Origin of the sequence: Zobellella endophytica, assembly GCF_003012775.1 — a bacterium.
Lineage (GTDB): Bacteria > Pseudomonadota > Gammaproteobacteria > Enterobacterales > Aeromonadaceae > Oceanimonas > Oceanimonas endophytica.
On record NZ_PXYG01000003.1, the window covers coordinates 198,643 to 216,665 of the forward strand.

Here is an 18,023-nt window from a genome sequence, read left to right on the forward strand (position 1 = left end):
TTGAGGCTTGAGGTTTCCGGCTTCCAGCCTCAAGCTTCGAGCTTCCGCTCAGCGCTGCGCTATCGGCACCCACTGCTGGTGGCCCGGGCCCACGTAGTCGGCGTTGGGGCGGATGATGCGGTTATGGGCGCGCTGCTCCATGATATGGGCGGTCCAGCCGGTGACCCGGCTCAGCACGAAGATGGGGGTGAACAGCCGGGTGGGGATGCCCATGAAGTGATAGGCGCTGGCGTGGTAGAAGTCGGCGTTGGCGAACAGTTTCTTCTCCCGCCACATCACCTCCTCCACCCGCTCGGACACCGGATAGAGCACCCGGTCGCCCACCGCCTGGCCCAGCTGCTTGGCCCAGGGCTTGATGATGGCGTTGCGTGGATCCTTTTCCTTGTACACGGCGTGGCCGAAGCCCATCACCTTGTCCTTGCGCGCCAGCATGGCCAGCAGCTCGCGCTCGGCCTCGTCCGGACCGCTCCACTGCTCGATCATCGCCATGGCCGCCTCGTTGGCGCCGCCGTGCAGGGGGCCGCGCAGGGTGCCGATGGCGGCGGTCACCGCCGAGTGCAGATCGGTGAGGGTGGAGGCGCACACCCGGGCGGCGAAGGTGGAGGCATTGAACTCGTGCTCCGCATACAAAATCAGCGAGCAGTGCATCACCTTGACGTCCAGCTCCGGCGGGACATGGCCGCGCAGCATGTGCAGGAAGTGGCCGCCGAGGCTGTCGTCGTCGAGCGCGGTGTCGATGCGCACGCCGTCGTGGGCATAGCGGTACCAGTAGCAGATCATCGAGGGCAGCAGTGCCAGCAACCGTTCCGCCGCCTCCTGCTGCTCGCTGAATTTGTGTTCGGTTTCCAGGTTGCCGAGCATGGAACAGCCGGTGCGCAGCACGTCCATGGGGTGGGCCGAGGCCGGGATCTGCTCAAGCACGGTGCGCAGCGCCGCCGGCAGGCCGCGATTGGCGCGCAGCCGGGCCTTGAAGGCAGGCAGTTCCCCCTGGTTGGGCAGGTAGCCCTTCAGCAACAGGAAGGCCACTTCCTCGAACTGGGCCTTGGCGGCCAGATCCTCGATGTCATAGCCCCGGTAGGTCAGGCCGGAGCCGGTCTTGCCCACGGTGCAGAGGGCGGTCTGGCCGGCACTTTGGCCGCGCAGTCCTTCGGTGTTAGTCATGGTGTCCTCCTTGTGCAAACAGTGCATCCAGTTTGGCTTCATAGTCGTGGTAACCCAGGGTCCGGTACAGCTGCTCCCGGGTCTGCATCAGCGCCACCGCCTCCCGCTGGTGGCCGTCGTTCAGGATATGGCGGTAAACGGTGTCGGCGGCCCGGCTCATGGCGCGGAAGGCCGACAAGGGGTAAAGCACCATGGCCACCCCGGCGCCGGCCAGCTCCTGCTGGCTGAACAGGGGGGTCTGGCCGAACTCGGTGATATTGGCCAGCACCGGCACGCCCACGGCGTCGCAGAAGGTGTGGTACTGCTCCAGGCTCTCCATCGCCTCGGGGAAGATCAGGTCGGCGCCCGCCTCCACGCAGGCCAGGGCCCGCTCCACGGCGCTGTCCATGCCCTCCACCGCCAGGGCATCGGTGCGGGCCATGATGGCGAAGCGGCTGTCAACCCGGGCGTCCACCGCCGCCTTGATCCTGTCCACCATCTCCGCCCGGGAGACGATGGCCTTGTTGGGCCGGTGGCCGCAGCGCTTCTGGGCCACCTGATCCTCGATATGGATGGCGGCCACCCCGGCCCGCTCCATCTCCCGGACGGTACGGGCGATGTTGAAGGCGCCGCCGAAACCGGTGTCCACGTCCACCAGCAGCGGCAAGGGGCTGGCGGCGGTGATGCGACGGGCGTCTTCCAGCACGTCGTTGAGGCTGGTGATGCCCAGATCCGGCAGGCCGAAGGAGGCGTTGGCCACCCCGGCACCCGAGAGATACAGGGCCTGGTGCCCTGCCTGCTCGGCCTGCATGGCGCTGTAGGCGTTGACGGCGCCGACGATGGCCAGGGGCCGGGATGCCGCTATGGCCTCGAACAAACTGTGCTTCATTGCATTTCCTCATTGAATTGGGCCAACAGGTGGTTGCGGCTGCGGGCCACGTGGCGACGCATCAACAGCTCGGCCAACTCGCCGTCGCCCTGGAGCACGGCGTCCAGGATCTGGCGATGTTCCCGCAGGGCGAGCCGGGGGTCGGAGTGACGATAGGAAAGGCGATGGCGGTACATGCGCAGCAGTTGGTACAGCTCATCGCACAACAGCTTGACCAGCATCTGGTTGTGGCTGGCCTTGAACAGCAGGTAGTGGAAGTCCTCCTCCCCCTGCTGGCGCAGGTAGACTTCCTGGCTGTCGACAAACTTCTGGTGCTCGTCCAGCAGCCGGGTAAGTGCCTCGGCCTCTTCCCGGGTAATGGCAGCGGCAGCCAGGCGGCAGGCCATGCCTTCGAGCGCCTCTCGTACCGCAAACAACTCGGTCAGCCCCTCGGCGGTGAGCTGCACCACCCGGGCGCCCTGGCGCGGCAGCCGCTCCACCAGCCCCAGGCCTTCCAGCCGCAGCAGAGACTCGCGCACCGAGCCCCGGCCCACCTCGAAGCGGCGGGCCAGTTCGGGCTCGGACAGCTTGGTGCCGGGAGTCAGTTCGCCGCCAATCACGGCTTCCACCAGGCGGGGGGTCAGATCTTCACTAAGCACGGGCATAATGTTGTCGACATTTAAATTTTACATAACGAAAAAATAGCAGTTTTTTCACGTTACGAAACAAAAAGTGTCGACAAATTTCGAAAGGACGATCCTGCGCACATTCCGACCAAGGTCGTATTGTTCGTGAGGTGTGAGGCAGCCGTAGTCGACCAAACCGCGACACCGGTGGTGGAATGGTCCATTAAAATGGACAGCGGAATCCGTAGGGTCGAATTTATTCGACCGGATATGGCACCGCTGTTGGAAGGTCCATTGAAATGGACCCTACAACAGGAGTGCAGGGCGGCCCCGCGCTCAAACGGATTCGGAATAGGGCGGGCAGTCGTTTACCAGCCAGTCGGCCACTTCCTCGGCCGGCATGGGCCTCGCCAACAGGTAGCCCTGTCCCAGCTCGCAGCCCAGCTGTTGCAGCCGTTGCTGCTGCTCGGCCTGCTCTATGCCTTCGGCGGTCACCGACATCTCCAGGCTGCGGGCCAGATCGATAATGGTCTTGACCAGGCTGACCGCCCTGCCGTCTGTCGACAGATCGGCGACGAAGGACTTGTCGATCTTGAGCTTGTTCACCGGCAGCTGGCGCAGGTGGCTGAAGGAAGAATAACCGGTGCCGAAATCGTCCAGCGCAATCTCTACCCCCAGCCGGCGCAGCTCATGCAGGGTATCGATGGAGCCGGCGGTATCCCACAGGCTGGTGTCCTCGGTGATCTCCAGCACCAGGGCATCGGCGCCGACCCCGGTCACCAGCAGCGCTTTACCTACCGCTTCCGCCAGTTCGCCGCGCATAAAGATGCTGGGGCTGATATTGACGTTGATCTTGAGCCAGCCGAAGCCCGCCAGCTGCCACTGGCGCAACTGCCGGCAGGCCCGGTACAGCACCCACTCGTTGAGCGCGCGCGCCAGGCCGTGATGTTCGGCCACCGCGATAAGCTCCAGCGGACAGACCCGGCCGAATTCCGGCGATTGCCAGCGCAGCAACGCCTCGAGGGACTCGATACGGCCGGTGCCCAAGTGGAAAATGGGCTGGTAGTGCAGCACCAGTTCGTCTTTTTCGATGGCCGCCTGCAACGCCACCGCCATCTTCTGGCTGCGCAGCCGCTGCTCATTCATGCCCGGCTCGAACAGCTGTACCGCACCCTGGCTCTGGTTCTTGGCGTAATACATGGCGGTATCCGCATGGCTCAGCAGCTCGGGCATGGTGGTGCCGTGATCCGGGTACAGGCTGGTGCCGATACAGGCCATGGGTGACAGGCAGCCGTCGTTGAGCCGGATTTCCCGCGACAGCGACCGCCACAGCCGCTGCGCCATCTGCTCCGCCTCCACCACCTCCGCCAGCCGCTGGATCACCACGAATTCATCGCCGCCCAGCCGGGCTACCTGACCGTGATCGCCGATAGTCTGGCGCAGACGCGCGGCCACCATCCGCAGCAGCCGATCCCCCACCTCGTGCCCCAGGCTGTCGTTGATCGCCTTGAACTCGTTCAAGTCCACCATATGCACCGCTATCCGATGCCGCTCCTTCTGGGCGGCGGCCATCGCATCGCCCATCAGCTGGTAGAAGAACATGCGGTTGGGCAGGCCGGTCAGCATGTCGTGATAGGCCAGGTGGCGGTTGCGCCGGTTTTCCCGCACCAGCATCCACAGCATCAGGCCGCCGCTAGAGAACAGGCCGGCCAGGTAGAGCATGGAACGCAGGCGGATGTCCTGAATGATATTGAGCTGCTGCCAGACATTGGCGCCGGAGAAGCTTTCCACATTGATTTCCCGGGTCAGGGTCCGGTAGGCGGCCACCTCCTGCTGTAATGCCAGTATGCCGGCCCGGTCGGCGGCGGTCAGCCCGTAGACCGGCTGCTCCCACCGCTCCAGTTGCGTCCGGAAACGCTGCAGCAGGGGCAGCATGCCGGGCTGCTCCCGCAGCGGCTGGTTCTCCTCCCCCTGCAGCAGGATGTCGACGCGGCTCCACAACAGTTCGAAGCGCAACTGGAGGTTGGCTTCGTCACTGGTGCCGGCAACCAGCTCGCTCAGGGCATGGTCGAATTTCAGCGTCTCGGTTTCCAGCTCGGAACTGGCCCAGCCGATAGCCTTGATGGTGGCCGACACATAGCGTACCACCTCCAGATCCCGGTGATAGCTGTAGAGCGAACTGAAACCGAACAGCAGGGCGATGCCGGTCAGCAGGAGCAGCTTGAGTTTGGTCACGGTCAGCGGATGTCCAGGGTTCTGAGTTGCCAAATCATCATCTCATGGTGCTGCTTGGTATTGAGGGCCGGCATGTCCGACAAAGGCAATAGTATCCACACCGGGCCCTTGTCACGGATTTTCATCGCTTCGCCGTCCTGGTGGGTGGCCAGCAGCACCGGCAAGCCCGCGGCCGTCGCCCAGTCGATATCCACATGATACTGGTTGAGCGCCAAGGCCCTGATCCGTTCGCCGCTGGCGCCCACCCGGGCCAGCAGATCCCGCAGCAGCACCCCGCTATAGCGGTGCGCGCCTTCGGTCCAGGGGGTTTCAGTGGTGAGTTCGTGCTGGGGCAGTTGTTGCAGCATCGCCATGTCAAAATCAGCCCGTTCGCCGGCATTGGTGGTAGCGACATTGCCGGTCAGGCTGAGCAGTACGGGGCCCTGGGCCGCCGGCAGGGGCTCTGCCGCCGCCACGGCGCCATGGCACAGGGCGAACAGCAGACACAGAGAGCGGAGCCCGTCCCCGAATAACGACTTTGTCGGAAGCATGGTGATACCTCTTCATCATGAGGGACTCATAAGAGTTTAGATAGCCGCGCCCATTTTAACAGGTCGCAACATAATAAAAGTTCGCAGATTAAAGCAGTCGGAAATTGAAGTCGAGCGGATCCGGGCACCACGGAAAAGTCCCGGATAGAAGGGACTCATTCAGCGTCAACCCCTGACAGATGACGACATTTGGGCCGGCCTGCCTTCCGCCGGCATATATACTTCAAGCCATGTTTCCACCCGGAGATATCACCATGAAACCGCTCCCGATGCTGGCCGCCGTGCTGTGGCTGCCCCTGCCCGTGCTGTCGTTTCCACTCACCCCGGACGCCCTGCCCACCAACCTGTATGGCAGCTATGGCCCGGGCGGCGACTGCCTGGCCCGCCCCCTGGTCAGCCTGGACGACGGCGGCCTCTACCTGGTCAGCGGCGACCAACGGAGTCGGTTCGAGGCGGTGGAGGTCTGCCTGAGCTGCGCCGGCGGTGTCCGCTATGAGGGCATCGAAGTCTGGCTGTCACCTCAGGTGGCCGACCACCATGCCCTGCATTTTCGCTTCAACGCCGGCGAACAGCCCGGACGACTGGAAGTCGAGGATCCGGGGAACGTCGAGCCAGGGCCGAGCCTGAGCACCGTGGCCGCCGCCTCTCCCTACCACCGCTGCGGTCCCCCGGCACAGCCGGCCACCTGACCCGGCCTTGGTTACTCCGCCGCGTCCCTGCCGGCGGCGGGCGCCTCCCGCGGCAGATGGCGGATATGCAAATCCATCTGCGGGAAGGCGATCTCGATGCCGGCCTGGCGGAACGCCTTGAGGATGGCGAAGTTCAGCTCGCTGGTGGTAACCATGCGATCGTTCATCTTGTCCACGTAGGCGCGCAGCTCGAAATCCAGGGTGCTGGCCCCGAACAGGGTGAAAAACACCGAGGGCGGCGGCTCCTCCAGGGTCAGCGGGTGCGCCTCTGCTATCTGCTCGAGCAGCGCCTTGGCCTGGTCCACGTCGGCATCGTAGCTCACCCCCACCTTGATCACGATGCGGGTCACGTTGTCGGACAGGGTCCAGTTGATCAGCCGTTCAGTGATGAAGGCCTTGTTGGGCACCACTATCTCCCGGTTGTCCCAGTCGATGATGGTGGTGGCCCGGGTGCGGATACGCGCCACGGTGCCGCTGAACTCGCCGATGGTGATGGTGTCTCCCACCCGCACCGGCCGTTCGAACAGCATGATGATGCCGGATACGAAGTTGGCCACCACCTCCTGCAGGCCGAAGCCCAGGCCCAGGGTCAGGGCCGCCACCATCCACTGCAGCTCGCTCCAGCGCAGGCCGAGCAGGGAGAACACGGTGATCACCGCCATCACCGCCAGGGCGTAGCGCAACAGGGTAGTCACCGTGTAGCTGTGGGCCGCGTCCATCAGGCTGCTGCGGGCCAGCAGTATCTCCACCAGGCCGGGCAGGTTGCGCGCGGCGAGCAGGTAGACGGTGCCGAGGAAGATGGCCAGCAGGAAGTCCTGCAGGCTGACCGCGCTCAGCACCTCGCTTTCCCCCACCGTGATGGTGCGCGACCAGAGCGTCACCCCGTCCAGCCAGGTCAGCGCCGGCAGCACCTCGGCCCACACCCAGAACAGGGCCACCGCCAGCAGGGTCAGGGTGGCGGTGCGCAGCAGGGTGCGGGTCTGCTGGTTGATGTCCTCCAGGCTGAGGTGCGGGTCCGGCAGCTCGACATTGCCCTCGCCCATGCTGTTGCCCTCTTCCGCCGTCTTGGCGCGCTGCTCGCGCTTGCGCCGCAGCAGCAGGTGGGTTTCGCTCAGGATCAGCGCCCGCGCCGCCAGGCTGTAGGCCAGCCAGACCAGGCTCAGCACCACCAGGCTGTCGACAAAGCGCGGCAGCAGCTCGGCCACGGTGATCAGGTAGCCACCGAGGATCAACAGGCCCAGGATCGCGAACAGCAGGCTCATGCCGATCCGGATGAAACGCCGCTTGCCGTCGCTGACAAAGGCGGTCTCGTGACGGCTGCCGGGAGCCAGCAACCGCCAGGTCGCCAGGCCGTTGAGCCCGGTGATCAGCAACAGGATCAGCCGTCCGAACACGTCGTACACCGCTTCGTCCGGATGGCTGAAGCTCAGCGCCAGCCCCAGGAGCAGCAACAATTGCGCCGGCAGGAACCAGGACAGGATGGTGCCCAGCCGCGCCAGCAGCAGGGGATGCCAGTTGAAGTGGGCGTTGCCGGGCCCGTGCTCGCGCACGAACAGCAGGAACAGGTGTCCGGCCAGCCACCACAGGGCGATGTTGCCCAGGGCCCCGGCCAGCACCTCCGCCACCGGCTCCGCATCGGCCAGCGTCGCCAGCTGCGAGGCGGCGAGCAGCAGCAGCAAGGGCACCGGCAGTACCCGCAGCAGGCTCCAGCCGATGGCCTTGAAGGTCAGGCCGATATTGTCGGTATAGCGGTGCGAGCTCTGCTCGGCGAGCAGCGTCAGTTGCTCCCGGGTATTGCGCCCCCAGAACACCAGCAGCACCGTGGTCAACAAGGCCAGGGCGGTGTTGAACGGGCTGGCGACGAGCACCAGCAGCAGCAGCTTCAGCAGCGGCAGCCAGTTGCCCGGGCTGAGCAGGCTCAGGGTCGCGTCCGGCACCTGCTTCAGCCAGCCTGCGCCGATCGTCGCGTGGCTCGGCCACCACAGCAGGCTCTCGCTCAGGGTCTGATCCAGCTCGGCCACCAGCCGGTTCAACTCCCGCAGCCGCACCTCGTTCTGGCGCAGCTGTTCGCTAAGCTGCTCTTCGGCCTGCAGCTGCAGCGTCAGGATCTGGGTTTTGATCCGGTGCAGCTCGCCCTGGGCCGGATCGTCGCTCGGCGGCCTCGGCTGGCCGGCGAGCTCGCGCAGTTGATCCCGCAACGAGATGCTGCGCAGCCGGGACTGGGCCAGATCCCGCTCCAGCACCTGCAGCGAGAAGCGGGGCTCCTTGTATTCATTGAGCCGCCGTTTTTCGTCGAGAAACTGCACTCCCAGCGCCTCGGTCAGGCCACCGATATCCAGCCGCTCGCGGATACTCTCCAGGGTCTGGGTCAGGCGGGTTTCCCGCTCACCGTAGTCGTCGCGCCGCTGCTGCATCAGCCGCAGCTGTTCATAGGCCGTCGCCACCCCGTCGATATGGCCGCGCAACGTCTCCAGCTCGGCGGCGAACCGCGTTTGCGCCTCCGGCTCCCGCTCGGCCAGCCGGTGCAGTTCGACGCTGAGCGCCCGCAGCTCTTCCGACGACCGCCGGTTGAACTCGCCTTCCCGCTGCTGAATATGCAGGTTGAGCAACTGGTTGGCCAGCGCCAGGGCCCGGATCTCCAGCTGCAGCAGCGCCTGGCGCACCGGTATGGTCTGGCCGTCCAGCTCGGCGGCCAGCTGGCGGGCGTCGGTCCGGCGCTGCACCGAAGACTGCAGCGCCTCCCTGGCCTCGGCCAGTTCCGGGGTGCTCTCCGCTTGCACCGCCGGCGCCGCCTCCTCCGGGGCCTGGCGCCGCAGCGTTTCCAGCGCCTGCTGCTGGCCACGCTGCTCTTCCTCCAGCCGGGCCAGGGCCTGTTGCTTCTGCTCCACTTCGCTCAGCAGCAGGCTCTGGCGGGCCTTGAGCTCGGCGATGTCGTCCTCGACCTGGGTCAGCGACTGACTCCGGCCCTCGCCGGTGAGCAGCCCGGCCAGTTCGTCGAGCTGCCGGCGGGCCTGGTCCAGCCGTTCGTCTGCGCTGTGGGCCAGCTCCGCCCGCTCCAGCGCCCCGCTGAGCCGGGCCTCGGCACTCCGCTCGTTGTCCAGCACCTGCTGCCACAGCTGGCGCGCCGCCTCAGCCAGGTTTTCGCCTTCCAGCTGCTTGGTCGCCTGCGCCGCCAGCCCCGCCTGCAACCAGGCCTGCGCCGGCGCATCATCGATGGCCTCCACCTGGCCGGCCAGTTGCGCCTGTCCTTCGTTCAGGGCCCGGCGCAATTCGGGTAGCTGCTGGGACAGCACCAGAGCCTGTTCGTCCGGCTCGGCCGCCCGGACCGGCTGTGACAGCCATAGCCCGCAACACCACACCAGGCTCAGGATCAGGATCAGGCCCAAGGATCTCTGCTTACCGCCCATTCCGCTCACCCCCAAAGAAGAACATCAGCCGTCGATGATAAGCCAAGTACGGGAACTTGTGCTGCCCCTATATCGGGCCCGGCTCACATTTCCTGACGCGCCCGCACCAGCGGCCAACGGGAAAAGACCCGGCGAAAAAACGGACGATGGCCCTGGCCATCAAGTGAAGGGAACTTAGGCCGGCTTGCCGGCGTGAGGGGCCCTGGCGGACCCCTCCCTGGCTTACAGCCGGTTCAGGGTCACCGTGGCCGGGGTCAGCTCGGTGAGCACCGGGCGCTGGTCGCGCACGTAGTCGATAAAGGCCTGGGCGTCGGTGTTGCAGCGCACGCCCTCGGCGTTGCACTCCAGCGGCTGGTTGATGTAGTGCACCTGGGTGCCGCCGCCGCTGGCCTTGCTCAGCCGGGCCACCGGGAAGGCCGTCAGCCGACCGTCGACGAACGCCAGATCCAGGCGGTCGGTCAGCACCTGCTGGGCGGTGTAGAGGGTGTTCCAGCCGTCGTTGCCGGAGGCGTTGTAGCTGGTCATCACCACCTGGTAGCCGGCTTGCGGGTCCAGTTTCTGCCAGCGGCCGTCGGCCAGGTGCTCGATGCGGCTGAGGTAGCCCCGCCCCTTGCTGGTTTCGCTGAACTCGTAACGCAGGCCGGCGCTGTAGGGGAACTTGCCGGTGTGGGCCCCCTCGGGCAGGGTGCCGTTGATGGCTTCCAGCAACAGGCCCGCTACCTGACGACCGGTGAGCGAGACGATGCTCATGGCGTTGGCGAAGGGCAACAGCTCCAGGCTGACGTGGCCTTCCTTCAGCTCGCCCGGTTCCAGGCTGTTGCGCACCCCGCCGGCGCCCACCAGGGCGAAATCGGCCCGCCGGCCGGTGACCGCCTGCACCGCCGGGGTATTGGCCCAGTACAGCTGGCTGGCCGCCACCAGGGGCGCCACCCGGGAGCCCTGGCCGTCGGCGCCGGGCAGGCGCACATGCTTGAGCTCAACCGGCACATGGCCGATCACCTCGCCGTAGGCCCGGTCCAGCGCCGGCTTGTACTGCTCGTCGATATGGGCGCGCAGTGCCGGGTCTTCCTCCACCAGGGCGATATTGGGCTGGGCCTCGATAAAGGCGGCGACCCGCGCTGCGTCCTGGCCGGCCAGGCGGTGCTGCTCGGCGCGGCGGATGTCGCGGAAGAAGGCGTGGTCCGACAGCAGGGTGTTGCCGCCGTCGCACTGGCTCACCCGGCCGTCGGGGGTAAAGGTCACGCTCACCCGCCCCATGGCCTGGGCATACTGGCCGGCCTGCACCACGCAGGTCTTGCCGCGACCGTCCTGGTTGGTGAACACCTGGGCATAGGGCTCATTTTGATCCCACCCCAGGTTGCTGAAGTTGCCGAGCAGGCTGTGGGAATGGCCGCCGACGATCAGATCGATACCATTGACCTCTTTCGCCAGGCGCTGATCCCGCTCCAGCCCCAGGTGGGTGATGGCGACGATGTGTTTCACCTCCTGTTCGCGCAGCGCCCGGACGGTACGCTGGGCCGCCAACACTTCCCGTTCGAAGATCAGTTCGCCCAGGTTGGGCGAGATTTCGGCCATGTCCTCCAGCACCAGGCCGATCACCGCCACCACCGGATCATCGCCGGCGTCGTCCATGCTCTCCAGCCGTTCCTTGTCGTGGCCGTCAAATTCATAAAGCACATAGGGCCTGAGGTTCTCCAGCCCGCTCAGGTGCGGATCCCGGCTGGCATCCAGGTTGGCGGCCAGCACCGGAAAATCGACGCCGCCGATAAAGGCGGCCAGCCGCTCGTTGTCGAGGTCGAATTCGTGGTTGCCGAGCGCCATGGCATCCAGCCGCATCCGGCTCAGGATGTCCGCGTTCATAGCGCCCTGGTTGAGCTTGAAATAACCGGTGCCCTGCCAGGCATCGCCACCGTGCACGAACAGCAGCGGCTGATCCGCGGCCTCGGCCTGCCGGCGCAGGGACTCGGCATGGCTCTGCAGGCGGGGATGCCCGCCCAGGCGGGTAAACAGGGCCTGGTTGCCGAGTTCCAGCCGGGCATCGGTGGCATCGAAGTGGGAATGGGTGTCGTTGATATGGGCCACGGTCAGGGTGAAGGGCTGCTCCGGCTGCTGGCTGGCACAACCCGCCAGGGCCAGCGCCAGCATCCCGGCCACTATGCTTTTATTCATTGATGGATAAGCTCCGTTTATTGAGAAATATCGTGCTCTTTGGTGCTGCGTGGCCGGTCGAGTGAAATCGACCCTACAGGATGCACCGGGGCCTGCCGTAGGGTCCACTTCAGTGGACCACCCACCATCGGCGCCGTGGTTCGGTCGAATAAATTCGACCCTACGACTGCTGTACCTGCCGCAGAACTCAACTGGTGAACACCACCGTCTTGCCGTTGTGCAGGAACACCCGTCGTTCGATATGGTATTGCACCGCCCGCGCCAGGGTGATGCATTCGATATCCCGCCCCTTGGCGATCAGCTGCTCCGGGTAGTGGCTGTGATCCACCACCTCCACCCCCTGGGTGATGATGGGGCCTTCATCCAGATCGTTGTTGATGTAGTGGGCGGTGGCCCCCACCAGCTTGACCCCCTTGTGGTAGGCCTGGTGATAGGGCTTGGCGCCCTTGAACCCGGGCAGCAGGGAATGATGGATATTGATGGCCCTGCCGTTCAGGGCGTCGCACATGGCCGGACTCAGCACCTGCATGTAGCGCGCCAGCACCACCAGGTCCGCCTCGCATTCGTTGACGATACCCAGCACCTGGGCCTCCTGCCCGACCCTGTTGTCGTTGCCGACCGGCAGGTGGTAATAGGGAATATGGTGCCAGTCGGCCAGCCGTTGCAGGTCCGGATGGTTGGAGATAATGGCCGGGATCTCGATGGCCAGCTGGCCGGTGCGGTAGCGATAGAGCAGGTCGTTGAGGCAGTGATCGAATTTCGACACCATGATCACCACGTTGGGCCGGTAACGGCTGGCGGTCAGCTCCCACTGCATGCCGAACTGCCCGGCCCGGGGCTCGAAGCCCAGGCGGAAGGCATCCTCGTCGAAGGCCTGCCCCCGGGGCGGCCGGAACTCGGCCCGGATAAAGAAATGCTCGCTCACCACGTCGTCGAAGGTCTGCATTTCCACCACATAACAGCCCTGTTCGCGCAGGTAGCGGGTTACCACGTCCACGGTGCCCAGGCTGCCCGGGCAATGGGCGGTCAGATAATAGGTGTCTTTTGGCTTGGCCACGGATGCTCTCCCTACCCCGAAAAGAAAACGGCGTCGCCGGATGGCGGCGACGAGGCGCTATTCTGCGGCAAACGGCGCCCCAGTGCCAGTGGCTCAGGACGATGGCGGCGCCAGCGGTTTCTCCATCACGAAGCGGGTAAAGGACTGGCCGCTCCGTTCCACCTCCTGCTGGCTCACCAGCCGGAAGCCGCGCTGCTCGAACACCGGCCTGCTGAGCACGCTGGCGTCGGTGCGCAGACAGCGCACCCCGCGCCGCGCCGCCTCCTGCTCGATATCGCCGCACAGCCGGCCGGCCAACCCCCGGCCGGCGTGCTCGGCCAGCACATAGAGCAAAGCCAGGTGGTTGTCGGGGTAGAGGGTGGCGAAGGCCACCGGGATATGCTGCAACGCCATGATCCGGGTATAGCCGCTGCCGACCAGGGTCCTGAACTCGTCGGCATAAAGATAGGGAAAAGACGCCCATGCCGAGACCTGTTCATCGCTGTAGCCCCGGCGGCCCTGCCCCATCACCGCATCGTGGTAGATCAGTTCGAGGCTGCTGAGATCGGTCTCTTGATAAGCTCTGATCAGATACATAACGACTCCGGCTGGATGTCCAGTCTGTACCGACAACGGATGGATTAATTCTGATCCGCCCCGCCGGGCTTGTCCAACCACCGCAGTTGCTGTTCCTTGCGCCGGGCGCTGATCGCCAGCACGCCGCCGGCGACACAGACCATGAGGCCGAACACCCAGGAGCGCTCCGGTCCCCACAGCATGACCCCGGAGCCGGACAGCAGCAGCACGAAGCCCATCAGCTTGGCGCGGGTGGCGCGGCCGTTCACCGCCAGCCGAGCCCGGCAGTGGGGACAGTGGAAATGCACGTTGAGCCCGTGACTTTCACGCTCGGTGACCTGGGCGGGACGAATGATGTTCTCACAGGATGGGCACTTCACAGCGTCTCCTCGGTTGATATCGGTGCGGCCGATTTTGTCCTTGCCGGCCAGCCACTGCAAGTAAAACAGGCAGCGATCGCCATGATGACCCCACCGCGCGCCGCCAGGGTCAGGCCGTCGAGGGTTGCTTCCATCGACAAACAGGTATGGAAGGCCGAGAGCGTCAGGGCATAGTTGTCGCCCAGGCCAACGCCGACGGCCTGGCTCAAGGACAGCAGGCCGACACGAAGCCGATGGTAGCCAGGGTGGTGAACATGGGTCAACAATATCCCTGTGCTTATCGTGACCACGGGCCGCGTCATACGCCCCGGCAAAACACCAATGACAACAAAGGCCGACCGGGCTATCTGCCCGGCGGCCTGATTTTATTGCATGTGCCCTGGGTTAACCCACCGCGTGCGCCGACAGGTGTGGGACGTTCGATAACCGACGAGGCGGCAAGGTCCCTCACCTGAGGGGTGATCCTTATTTGGATCCGCCGACTTCATGACCGATGATGCCGCCGACCACGGCCCCCCCCAGGGTACCGGTGGTGCTGCCACCGGTAAGCACGGCACCGCCCAGGGCACCGGCACCGGCACCGATGGCGGTATTCCGCCCCTGATCCGACATGCCGCTACAACCGGACAGACCGAGCAGCACTGCCGAAAATACAGCGGTTAACGTGACACTCCGTATTGTGTTCATGAGATAACCTCTTTTCAAATAGCATTTCAGCGAACCCGCCGATGACAGGCCGGCGGAACGGGCGGCGCGCTTGCGCCATCGTTAATACCGCTGCATGACGCCATTGTTGATCCTGACCCTGTCACCGACTCTGAAACCGGGATTTCCCTCCAGCATCAGCGATTGATATGAGCCGTTATCCATACGAATGGAGAACCGGTAGATCTCCGGCCCCAGGGACTGTCGGTTTTCCAGTTCGTGGCCGATGTAAGCCCCCCCTGCCGCGCCAATCACGGTCGCCGCTATACTGCCACGCCCGGAGCCGATCTGACTGCCGGTGACACCCCCGACCACGGCACCGGCAATGGTTCCCAGGCCGATGCTGCTGCCGGTACTGTCTTGCTGCATCAGTTCTATCGACTGCACTACGCCATACCCCGAATACACGGTGGGCTGGCCGGTCGTCCCGTATCCCGAAGACTGATACGGCTGGTTGGACTGCATAGGCTGGTTACGCTGGGTTTCACAGCCGCCCAGTATCAGCACCCCGGTCAAACCGAGTACCGAACCAAGCCCCTTGATCATGTTCATGACAATTCTCCTGCGTAATGAGGATGCACACCGGATATCGCCAACACCGTCAATCCAATAGCCCCGTCAATCGTCAATCCCATCATGTCCCACATCCGGTCTGGTTTCTGTACGCTAACGCTCATAGAAGCCGGATATATACGGCGGCCGAAAGCAGACCCGCCGTGCTCTACACTTAAACCGGTTATTGCACTCATGGACATGACGACAGTGTCACCTTTTCAGCATCGCCGCGCCGCCGGCCAGGCCCTGGCCGGGCTGGTGCAACCGCTTCGCGACCATCCCCGCCTGCTGGTGCTGGGCCTGCCCCGGGGCGGGGTGCCGGTGGCTTATGAAGTGGCTCGCGCCCTGGGTGCCCCGCTCGACGTGCTGCTGGTGCGCAAGCTCGGTCACCCCCATCACGAAGAGCTGGCCATGGGCGCCATCGCCTCCGGCGACATCCTGGTATGGAATCCGGAGATCCTCGGTGCCGGTGGCATCCGTCAGGCCCAGATAGACCGGGTGCTCCGCCGGGAACGGGCGGAGCTCGAGCGCCGGGAAGCCGCCTATCGGGGCGAGGCGCCGCCGCTTGTGCTGACCGACGCCACCGTGCTGCTGGTGGACGACGGCCTGGCCACCGGCGCCACCATGGAGGCGGCGGTACGGGCGGTAAAAAGCAAAAAGCCGGCGTACCTGGCGGTGGCGGTGCCGGTCTGCTCGACCGAGGCCGCCGCCCGCATCCACGCCCTGGTGGACGACTTCATCGCCCTGCGGACAAGCGACCAGTTCTGCTCGGTCGGCCAGTTCTATCTCGACTTCGGCCAGACCGACGACCGGGAAGTGCGCGAGCTGCTGGCGGCGGCGGCCGGATAACGCCGGGGTTATCCTTCCAGTTCCAGCAGTACCAGCTCGGCGACCGGCCCGCCGGAGGCTGGATTCTGCCCGGTGATCAGCCGCTGATCATTGACGGCAAAAGGCAGCCAGGGCGCTTCCGCCTTTTGGTAAATGGCACCGCGCCTGACCAGTTCGTCCTCGGTGAGGAAAGGCACGAACTGATCCAGCTCGGCCAGCTTCTCTTCTTCGTTGGAAAAGCCGGTCACTTCCTTGCCCTCGATCAGCAGGCTGCCGTCGGCCAGCCGGATATTGAACAGGCCGGCGGCGCCGTGGCAGACGGAGGAGACGATGCCACCGCTCTCGTAGATGCGCTGGCTGATCAGTTGCAGCGCCTCGTTGTCGGGAAAATCCCAGATCACGCCATGGCCGCCGGCGAAATAAATAACAACATAGTCATCCGGATCGACCTCGGCCGGACTGAGGGTCGCCCCTAGCCGGTTCATAAAGGCCTTGTTCCGGTACCACTGCCAGTCCAGCTCGTCGGCCATGGCCAGGCTGTGGGGATCGATGGGGGTATAGCCCCCCTGGGGGCTGACATAGTCGACCCGGTAGCCGGCCTCCTCCATCTTGTTGACGAAATGCACCGCCTCCCCCAGCCACAGGCCGGTGGCCCGGTTCAGGTTGGGATATTTTTCCACGCTGGTCACTACCACCAGGATGTTCTGTTTCATCGCTCCTTTCTCCCTGTCATCGAAGCCGGTATCACCTGCAAGCTTAGTCCCGCTGTCGCCAAAGAGCGCGGGATGGAAGCGCCGACCGCAAAGCCCTTTAATTTTTCCCGGCTTGGGATATGCTGCGGGCAGTCAAGCCAACGAACGGGATAAGAACTTGAAACCACGTTACCTCAGTGCCCTGGTGATCGGCGCCGTGCTCAGCGGCTGCGCCGGCCAGGCCGAAACCTCCCAGCCGGCCGCGCCGGCCCAGTCACCTCAATCCACTCCGGCCGCTCCCCAGGTCAGCGCCGCCGAGCAGCAGAGCTTCGCCGCCTGGCGGCAGGATTTTCGCGGCCGGGCCCTGGCCGCCGGCATCCGGCCGGCGGTGTTCGACGCCGCCTTTCGCGACGTCAGGCTGAACCAGGAAGTCATGCGCCTGGACGGCCGCCAGGCCGAGTTCACCAGGCAGATCTGGGAATACCTGGACACCGCCACCTCCGCCACCCGCGTCGGCAACGGTCGCCAGAAATGGCAGGAGCTGGCCCCCACCCTCAAGGCCATCGAGGAGCGCTATGGGGTGGATGCCAAGGTCATCATGGCCATCTGGGGCATGGAAACCAACTACGGCTCCTTCCGGGGCAACACCGGCATCATCGAAGGCCTGGCCACCCTGGCCTTCGAGGGCCGTCGCCGCGGCTTTGCCGAAGAGCAGCTGATCGCCGCGCTCAGGATACTGCAGTCGGGCGACACCAGCCCCGAGCGGATGCGCGGCTCCTGGGCCGGCGCCATGGGCCACACCCAGTTCATGCCCACCAGCTACCTGCAATACGCCCAGGACTTCACCGGCGACGGCAAGCGGGACATCTGGGGCGAGGATCCCACCGATGCCCTGGCCTCCGCCGCCCACTACCTGGCCCGTTTCGGCTGGCAGCAGGGCGCTCCCTGGGGGCTGGAGGTGACACTGCCGGCCGGCTTCGACTATGGCGTTGCGGATCAGGACAACCGCCGGCCCGTAGCCTACTGGCGGGAGCGGGGCGTGACCACCCTCGACGGCCGGCCGCTGCCGGATCACGGCGAGGCCGCCATTCTGGTGCCCGCCGGCGCCCGCGGTCCGGCCTTCGCCGTCTACCACAACTTCCGGGTGATCCGCCGCTACAACAACGCCACCTCCTACGCCATGGCGGTGGGCCACCTGGGCGACAAGCTGGCCGGCGGCGGCGAGTTCCGCACCCCCTGGCCCCGGCACGAGCGGGCCCTGAGCCGGGCCGAGAAGGAAGAGCTGCAGCGCCGGCTCACCGCCCGCGGCTTTGACACCAAGGGGGCGGACGGGGTGATCGGCCCCAATACCATCGGCGCCATCCGCGCCTTTCAGCAGTCCCGCGGCCAGGTGGCCGACGGCTACGCCAGCGAGTCGCTGCTCAAGCAACTGCGCTGAGTCAAGGACAGGGCCGGACGGCCCTGCCAGACTGCTGACAAAGCTTAGGGCTGGCTTGAACAGACAACTCCCATGCCAGTTCAAGCGGACAAAGGGAACGGCTCCGCCGCGCCAGGGATGGCGCGGCGGGGCCCCCAGGGGGCGAGCTT

17 protein-coding genes are annotated in these 18,023 nt (G+C 65.3%); 3 read left to right on the plus strand and 14 right to left on the minus strand.

Annotation, left to right across the window (positions count from 1 at the left end; genetic code table 11):
* Nucleotides 1-48 precede the first annotated feature (48 nt).
* The 5 genes from prpC to C7H85_RS09990 form a co-directional block, all read right to left on the minus strand.
* A complete protein-coding gene (gene prpC, locus C7H85_RS09970) occupies nt 49-1,161 on the minus strand; it encodes a bifunctional 2-methylcitrate synthase/citrate synthase (RefSeq protein WP_106729562.1) in 1,113 nt (370 codons plus the stop codon).
* On the minus strand, nt 1,154-2,029 hold the full coding sequence (prpB, locus tag C7H85_RS09975) for a methylisocitrate lyase (RefSeq protein ID WP_106729563.1): 876 nt from the start codon (nt 2,027-2,029) through the stop codon (nt 1,154-1,156). Before prpB ends, prpC begins: the two co-directional genes overlap by 8 nt.
* Nucleotides 2,026-2,673: a GntR family transcriptional regulator gene (locus C7H85_RS09980; RefSeq protein ID WP_106729564.1), complete on the minus strand. Its 648-nt coding sequence runs from the start codon at nt 2,671-2,673 to the stop codon at nt 2,026-2,028. The genes prpB and C7H85_RS09980 overlap by 4 nt, the downstream gene beginning before the upstream one ends.
* A 297-nt stretch (nt 2,674-2,970) precedes the next feature.
* The gene (locus C7H85_RS09985) at nt 2,971-4,869 is read right to left on the minus strand and encodes a putative bifunctional diguanylate cyclase/phosphodiesterase (RefSeq protein WP_245879633.1); all 1,899 of its coding nucleotides are present in this window, start codon (nt 4,867-4,869) and stop codon (nt 2,971-2,973) included.
* 2 nt (nt 4,870-4,871) lie between these two features.
* Nucleotides 4,872-5,399, minus strand: coding sequence for a putative pterin-binding protein (locus tag C7H85_RS09990; protein WP_210433617.1), 528 nt, complete (start codon nt 5,397-5,399; stop codon nt 4,872-4,874).
* A gap of 254 nt (nt 5,400-5,653) precedes the next feature.
* Between C7H85_RS09990 and C7H85_RS09995 the strand changes: the two genes are divergently transcribed.
* Nucleotides 5,654-6,088: a hypothetical protein gene (locus C7H85_RS09995; RefSeq protein WP_146140439.1), complete on the plus strand. Its 435-nt coding sequence runs from the start codon at nt 5,654-5,656 to the stop codon at nt 6,086-6,088.
* Nucleotides 6,089-6,099: 11 nt separating this feature from the next.
* Here the strand turns inward: C7H85_RS09995 and C7H85_RS10000 are convergent, their stop codons facing one another.
* The 8 genes from C7H85_RS10000 to C7H85_RS10030 form a co-directional block, all read right to left on the minus strand.
* The gene (locus C7H85_RS10000; protein ID WP_146140440.1) at nt 6,100-9,495 is read right to left on the minus strand and encodes a mechanosensitive ion channel domain-containing protein; all 3,396 of its coding nucleotides are present in this window, start codon (nt 9,493-9,495) and stop codon (nt 6,100-6,102) included.
* Nucleotides 9,496-9,717: 222 nt separating this feature from the next.
* Complete coding sequence (locus C7H85_RS10005) at nt 9,718-11,664, minus strand: bifunctional metallophosphatase/5'-nucleotidase (RefSeq protein ID WP_106729567.1); 1,947 nt, start codon at nt 11,662-11,664, stop codon at nt 9,718-9,720.
* A gap of 187 nt (nt 11,665-11,851) precedes the next feature.
* Complete coding sequence (purU, locus tag C7H85_RS10010; protein WP_106729568.1) at nt 11,852-12,721, minus strand: formyltetrahydrofolate deformylase; 870 nt, start codon at nt 12,719-12,721, stop codon at nt 11,852-11,854.
* A gap of 93 nt (nt 12,722-12,814) precedes the next feature.
* Entirely contained in the window at nt 12,815-13,297 is a 483-nt protein-coding gene (locus C7H85_RS10015; protein ID WP_106729569.1) for a GNAT family N-acetyltransferase, read from the minus strand.
* A 44-nt stretch (nt 13,298-13,341) separates the two neighbouring features.
* The gene (locus tag C7H85_RS10020) at nt 13,342-13,656 is read right to left on the minus strand and encodes a hypothetical protein (RefSeq protein ID WP_146140441.1); all 315 of its coding nucleotides are present in this window, start codon (nt 13,654-13,656) and stop codon (nt 13,342-13,344) included.
* Nucleotides 13,653-13,919 (minus strand): hypothetical protein, encoded by a 267-nt coding sequence (locus C7H85_RS19555; RefSeq protein ID WP_146140442.1) that lies wholly within the window; start codon nt 13,917-13,919, stop codon nt 13,653-13,655. The genes C7H85_RS10020 and C7H85_RS19555 overlap by 4 nt, the downstream gene beginning before the upstream one ends.
* A gap of 202 nt (nt 13,920-14,121) precedes the next feature.
* Entirely contained in the window at nt 14,122-14,343 is a 222-nt protein-coding gene (locus C7H85_RS10025) for a glycine zipper 2TM domain-containing protein (RefSeq protein ID WP_106729571.1), read from the minus strand.
* 81 nt (nt 14,344-14,424) lie between these two features.
* Entirely contained in the window at nt 14,425-14,913 is a 489-nt protein-coding gene (locus tag C7H85_RS10030; protein WP_106729572.1) for an outer membrane lipoprotein, read from the minus strand.
* Between the two features lie 195 nt (nt 14,914-15,108).
* On the opposite strand from C7H85_RS10030, the gene C7H85_RS10035 reads away from it, so the two are divergent.
* Nucleotides 15,109-15,765 (plus strand): phosphoribosyltransferase, encoded by a 657-nt coding sequence (locus C7H85_RS10035; protein WP_106729573.1) that lies wholly within the window; start codon nt 15,109-15,111, stop codon nt 15,763-15,765.
* Nucleotides 15,766-15,773: 8 nt separating this feature from the next.
* Here C7H85_RS10035 and C7H85_RS10040 read toward each other — a convergent pair whose 3' ends face one another.
* Nucleotides 15,774-16,457 (minus strand): type 1 glutamine amidotransferase domain-containing protein, encoded by a 684-nt coding sequence (locus tag C7H85_RS10040; RefSeq protein ID WP_106729574.1) that lies wholly within the window; start codon nt 16,455-16,457, stop codon nt 15,774-15,776.
* A gap of 157 nt (nt 16,458-16,614) precedes the next feature.
* Between C7H85_RS10040 and C7H85_RS10045 the strand changes: the two genes are divergently transcribed.
* The gene (locus tag C7H85_RS10045; protein WP_245879634.1) at nt 16,615-17,874 is read left to right on the plus strand and encodes a lytic murein transglycosylase; all 1,260 of its coding nucleotides are present in this window, start codon (nt 16,615-16,617) and stop codon (nt 17,872-17,874) included.
* Nucleotides 17,875-18,023: the final 149 nt, after the last annotated feature.

Coding starts and splice junctions, on each gene's coding strand:
- prpC (WP_106729562.1), bottom strand. CDS start 1,161: ATGACTAACACCGAAGGACTGCGCGGCCAAAGTGCCGGCCAGACCGCC.
- prpB (WP_106729563.1), bottom strand. CDS start 2,029: ATGAAGCACAGTTTGTTCGAGGCCATAGCGGCATCCCGGCCCCTGGCC.
- C7H85_RS09980 (WP_106729564.1), bottom strand. CDS start 2,673: ATGCCCGTGCTTAGTGAAGATCTGACCCCCCGCCTGGTGGAAGCCGTG.
- C7H85_RS09990 (WP_210433617.1), bottom strand. CDS start 5,399: ATGCTTCCGACAAAGTCGTTATTCGGGGACGGGCTCCGCTCTCTGTGT.
- C7H85_RS09995 (WP_146140439.1), top strand. CDS start 5,654: ATGAAACCGCTCCCGATGCTGGCCGCCGTGCTGTGGCTGCCCCTGCCC.
- C7H85_RS10000 (WP_146140440.1), bottom strand. CDS start 9,495: ATGGGCGGTAAGCAGAGATCCTTGGGCCTGATCCTGATCCTGAGCCTG.
- C7H85_RS10005 (WP_106729567.1), bottom strand. CDS start 11,664: ATGAATAAAAGCATAGTGGCCGGGATGCTGGCGCTGGCCCTGGCGGGT.
- C7H85_RS10015 (WP_106729569.1), bottom strand. CDS start 13,297: ATGTATCTGATCAGAGCTTATCAAGAGACCGATCTCAGCAGCCTCGAA.
- C7H85_RS10025 (WP_106729571.1), bottom strand. CDS start 14,343: ATGAACACAATACGGAGTGTCACGTTAACCGCTGTATTTTCGGCAGTG.
- C7H85_RS10030 (WP_106729572.1), bottom strand. CDS start 14,913: ATGAACATGATCAAGGGGCTTGGTTCGGTACTCGGTTTGACCGGGGTG.
- C7H85_RS10035 (WP_106729573.1), top strand. CDS start 15,109: ATGGACATGACGACAGTGTCACCTTTTCAGCATCGCCGCGCCGCCGGC.
- C7H85_RS10040 (WP_106729574.1), bottom strand. CDS start 16,457: ATGAAACAGAACATCCTGGTGGTAGTGACCAGCGTGGAAAAATATCCC.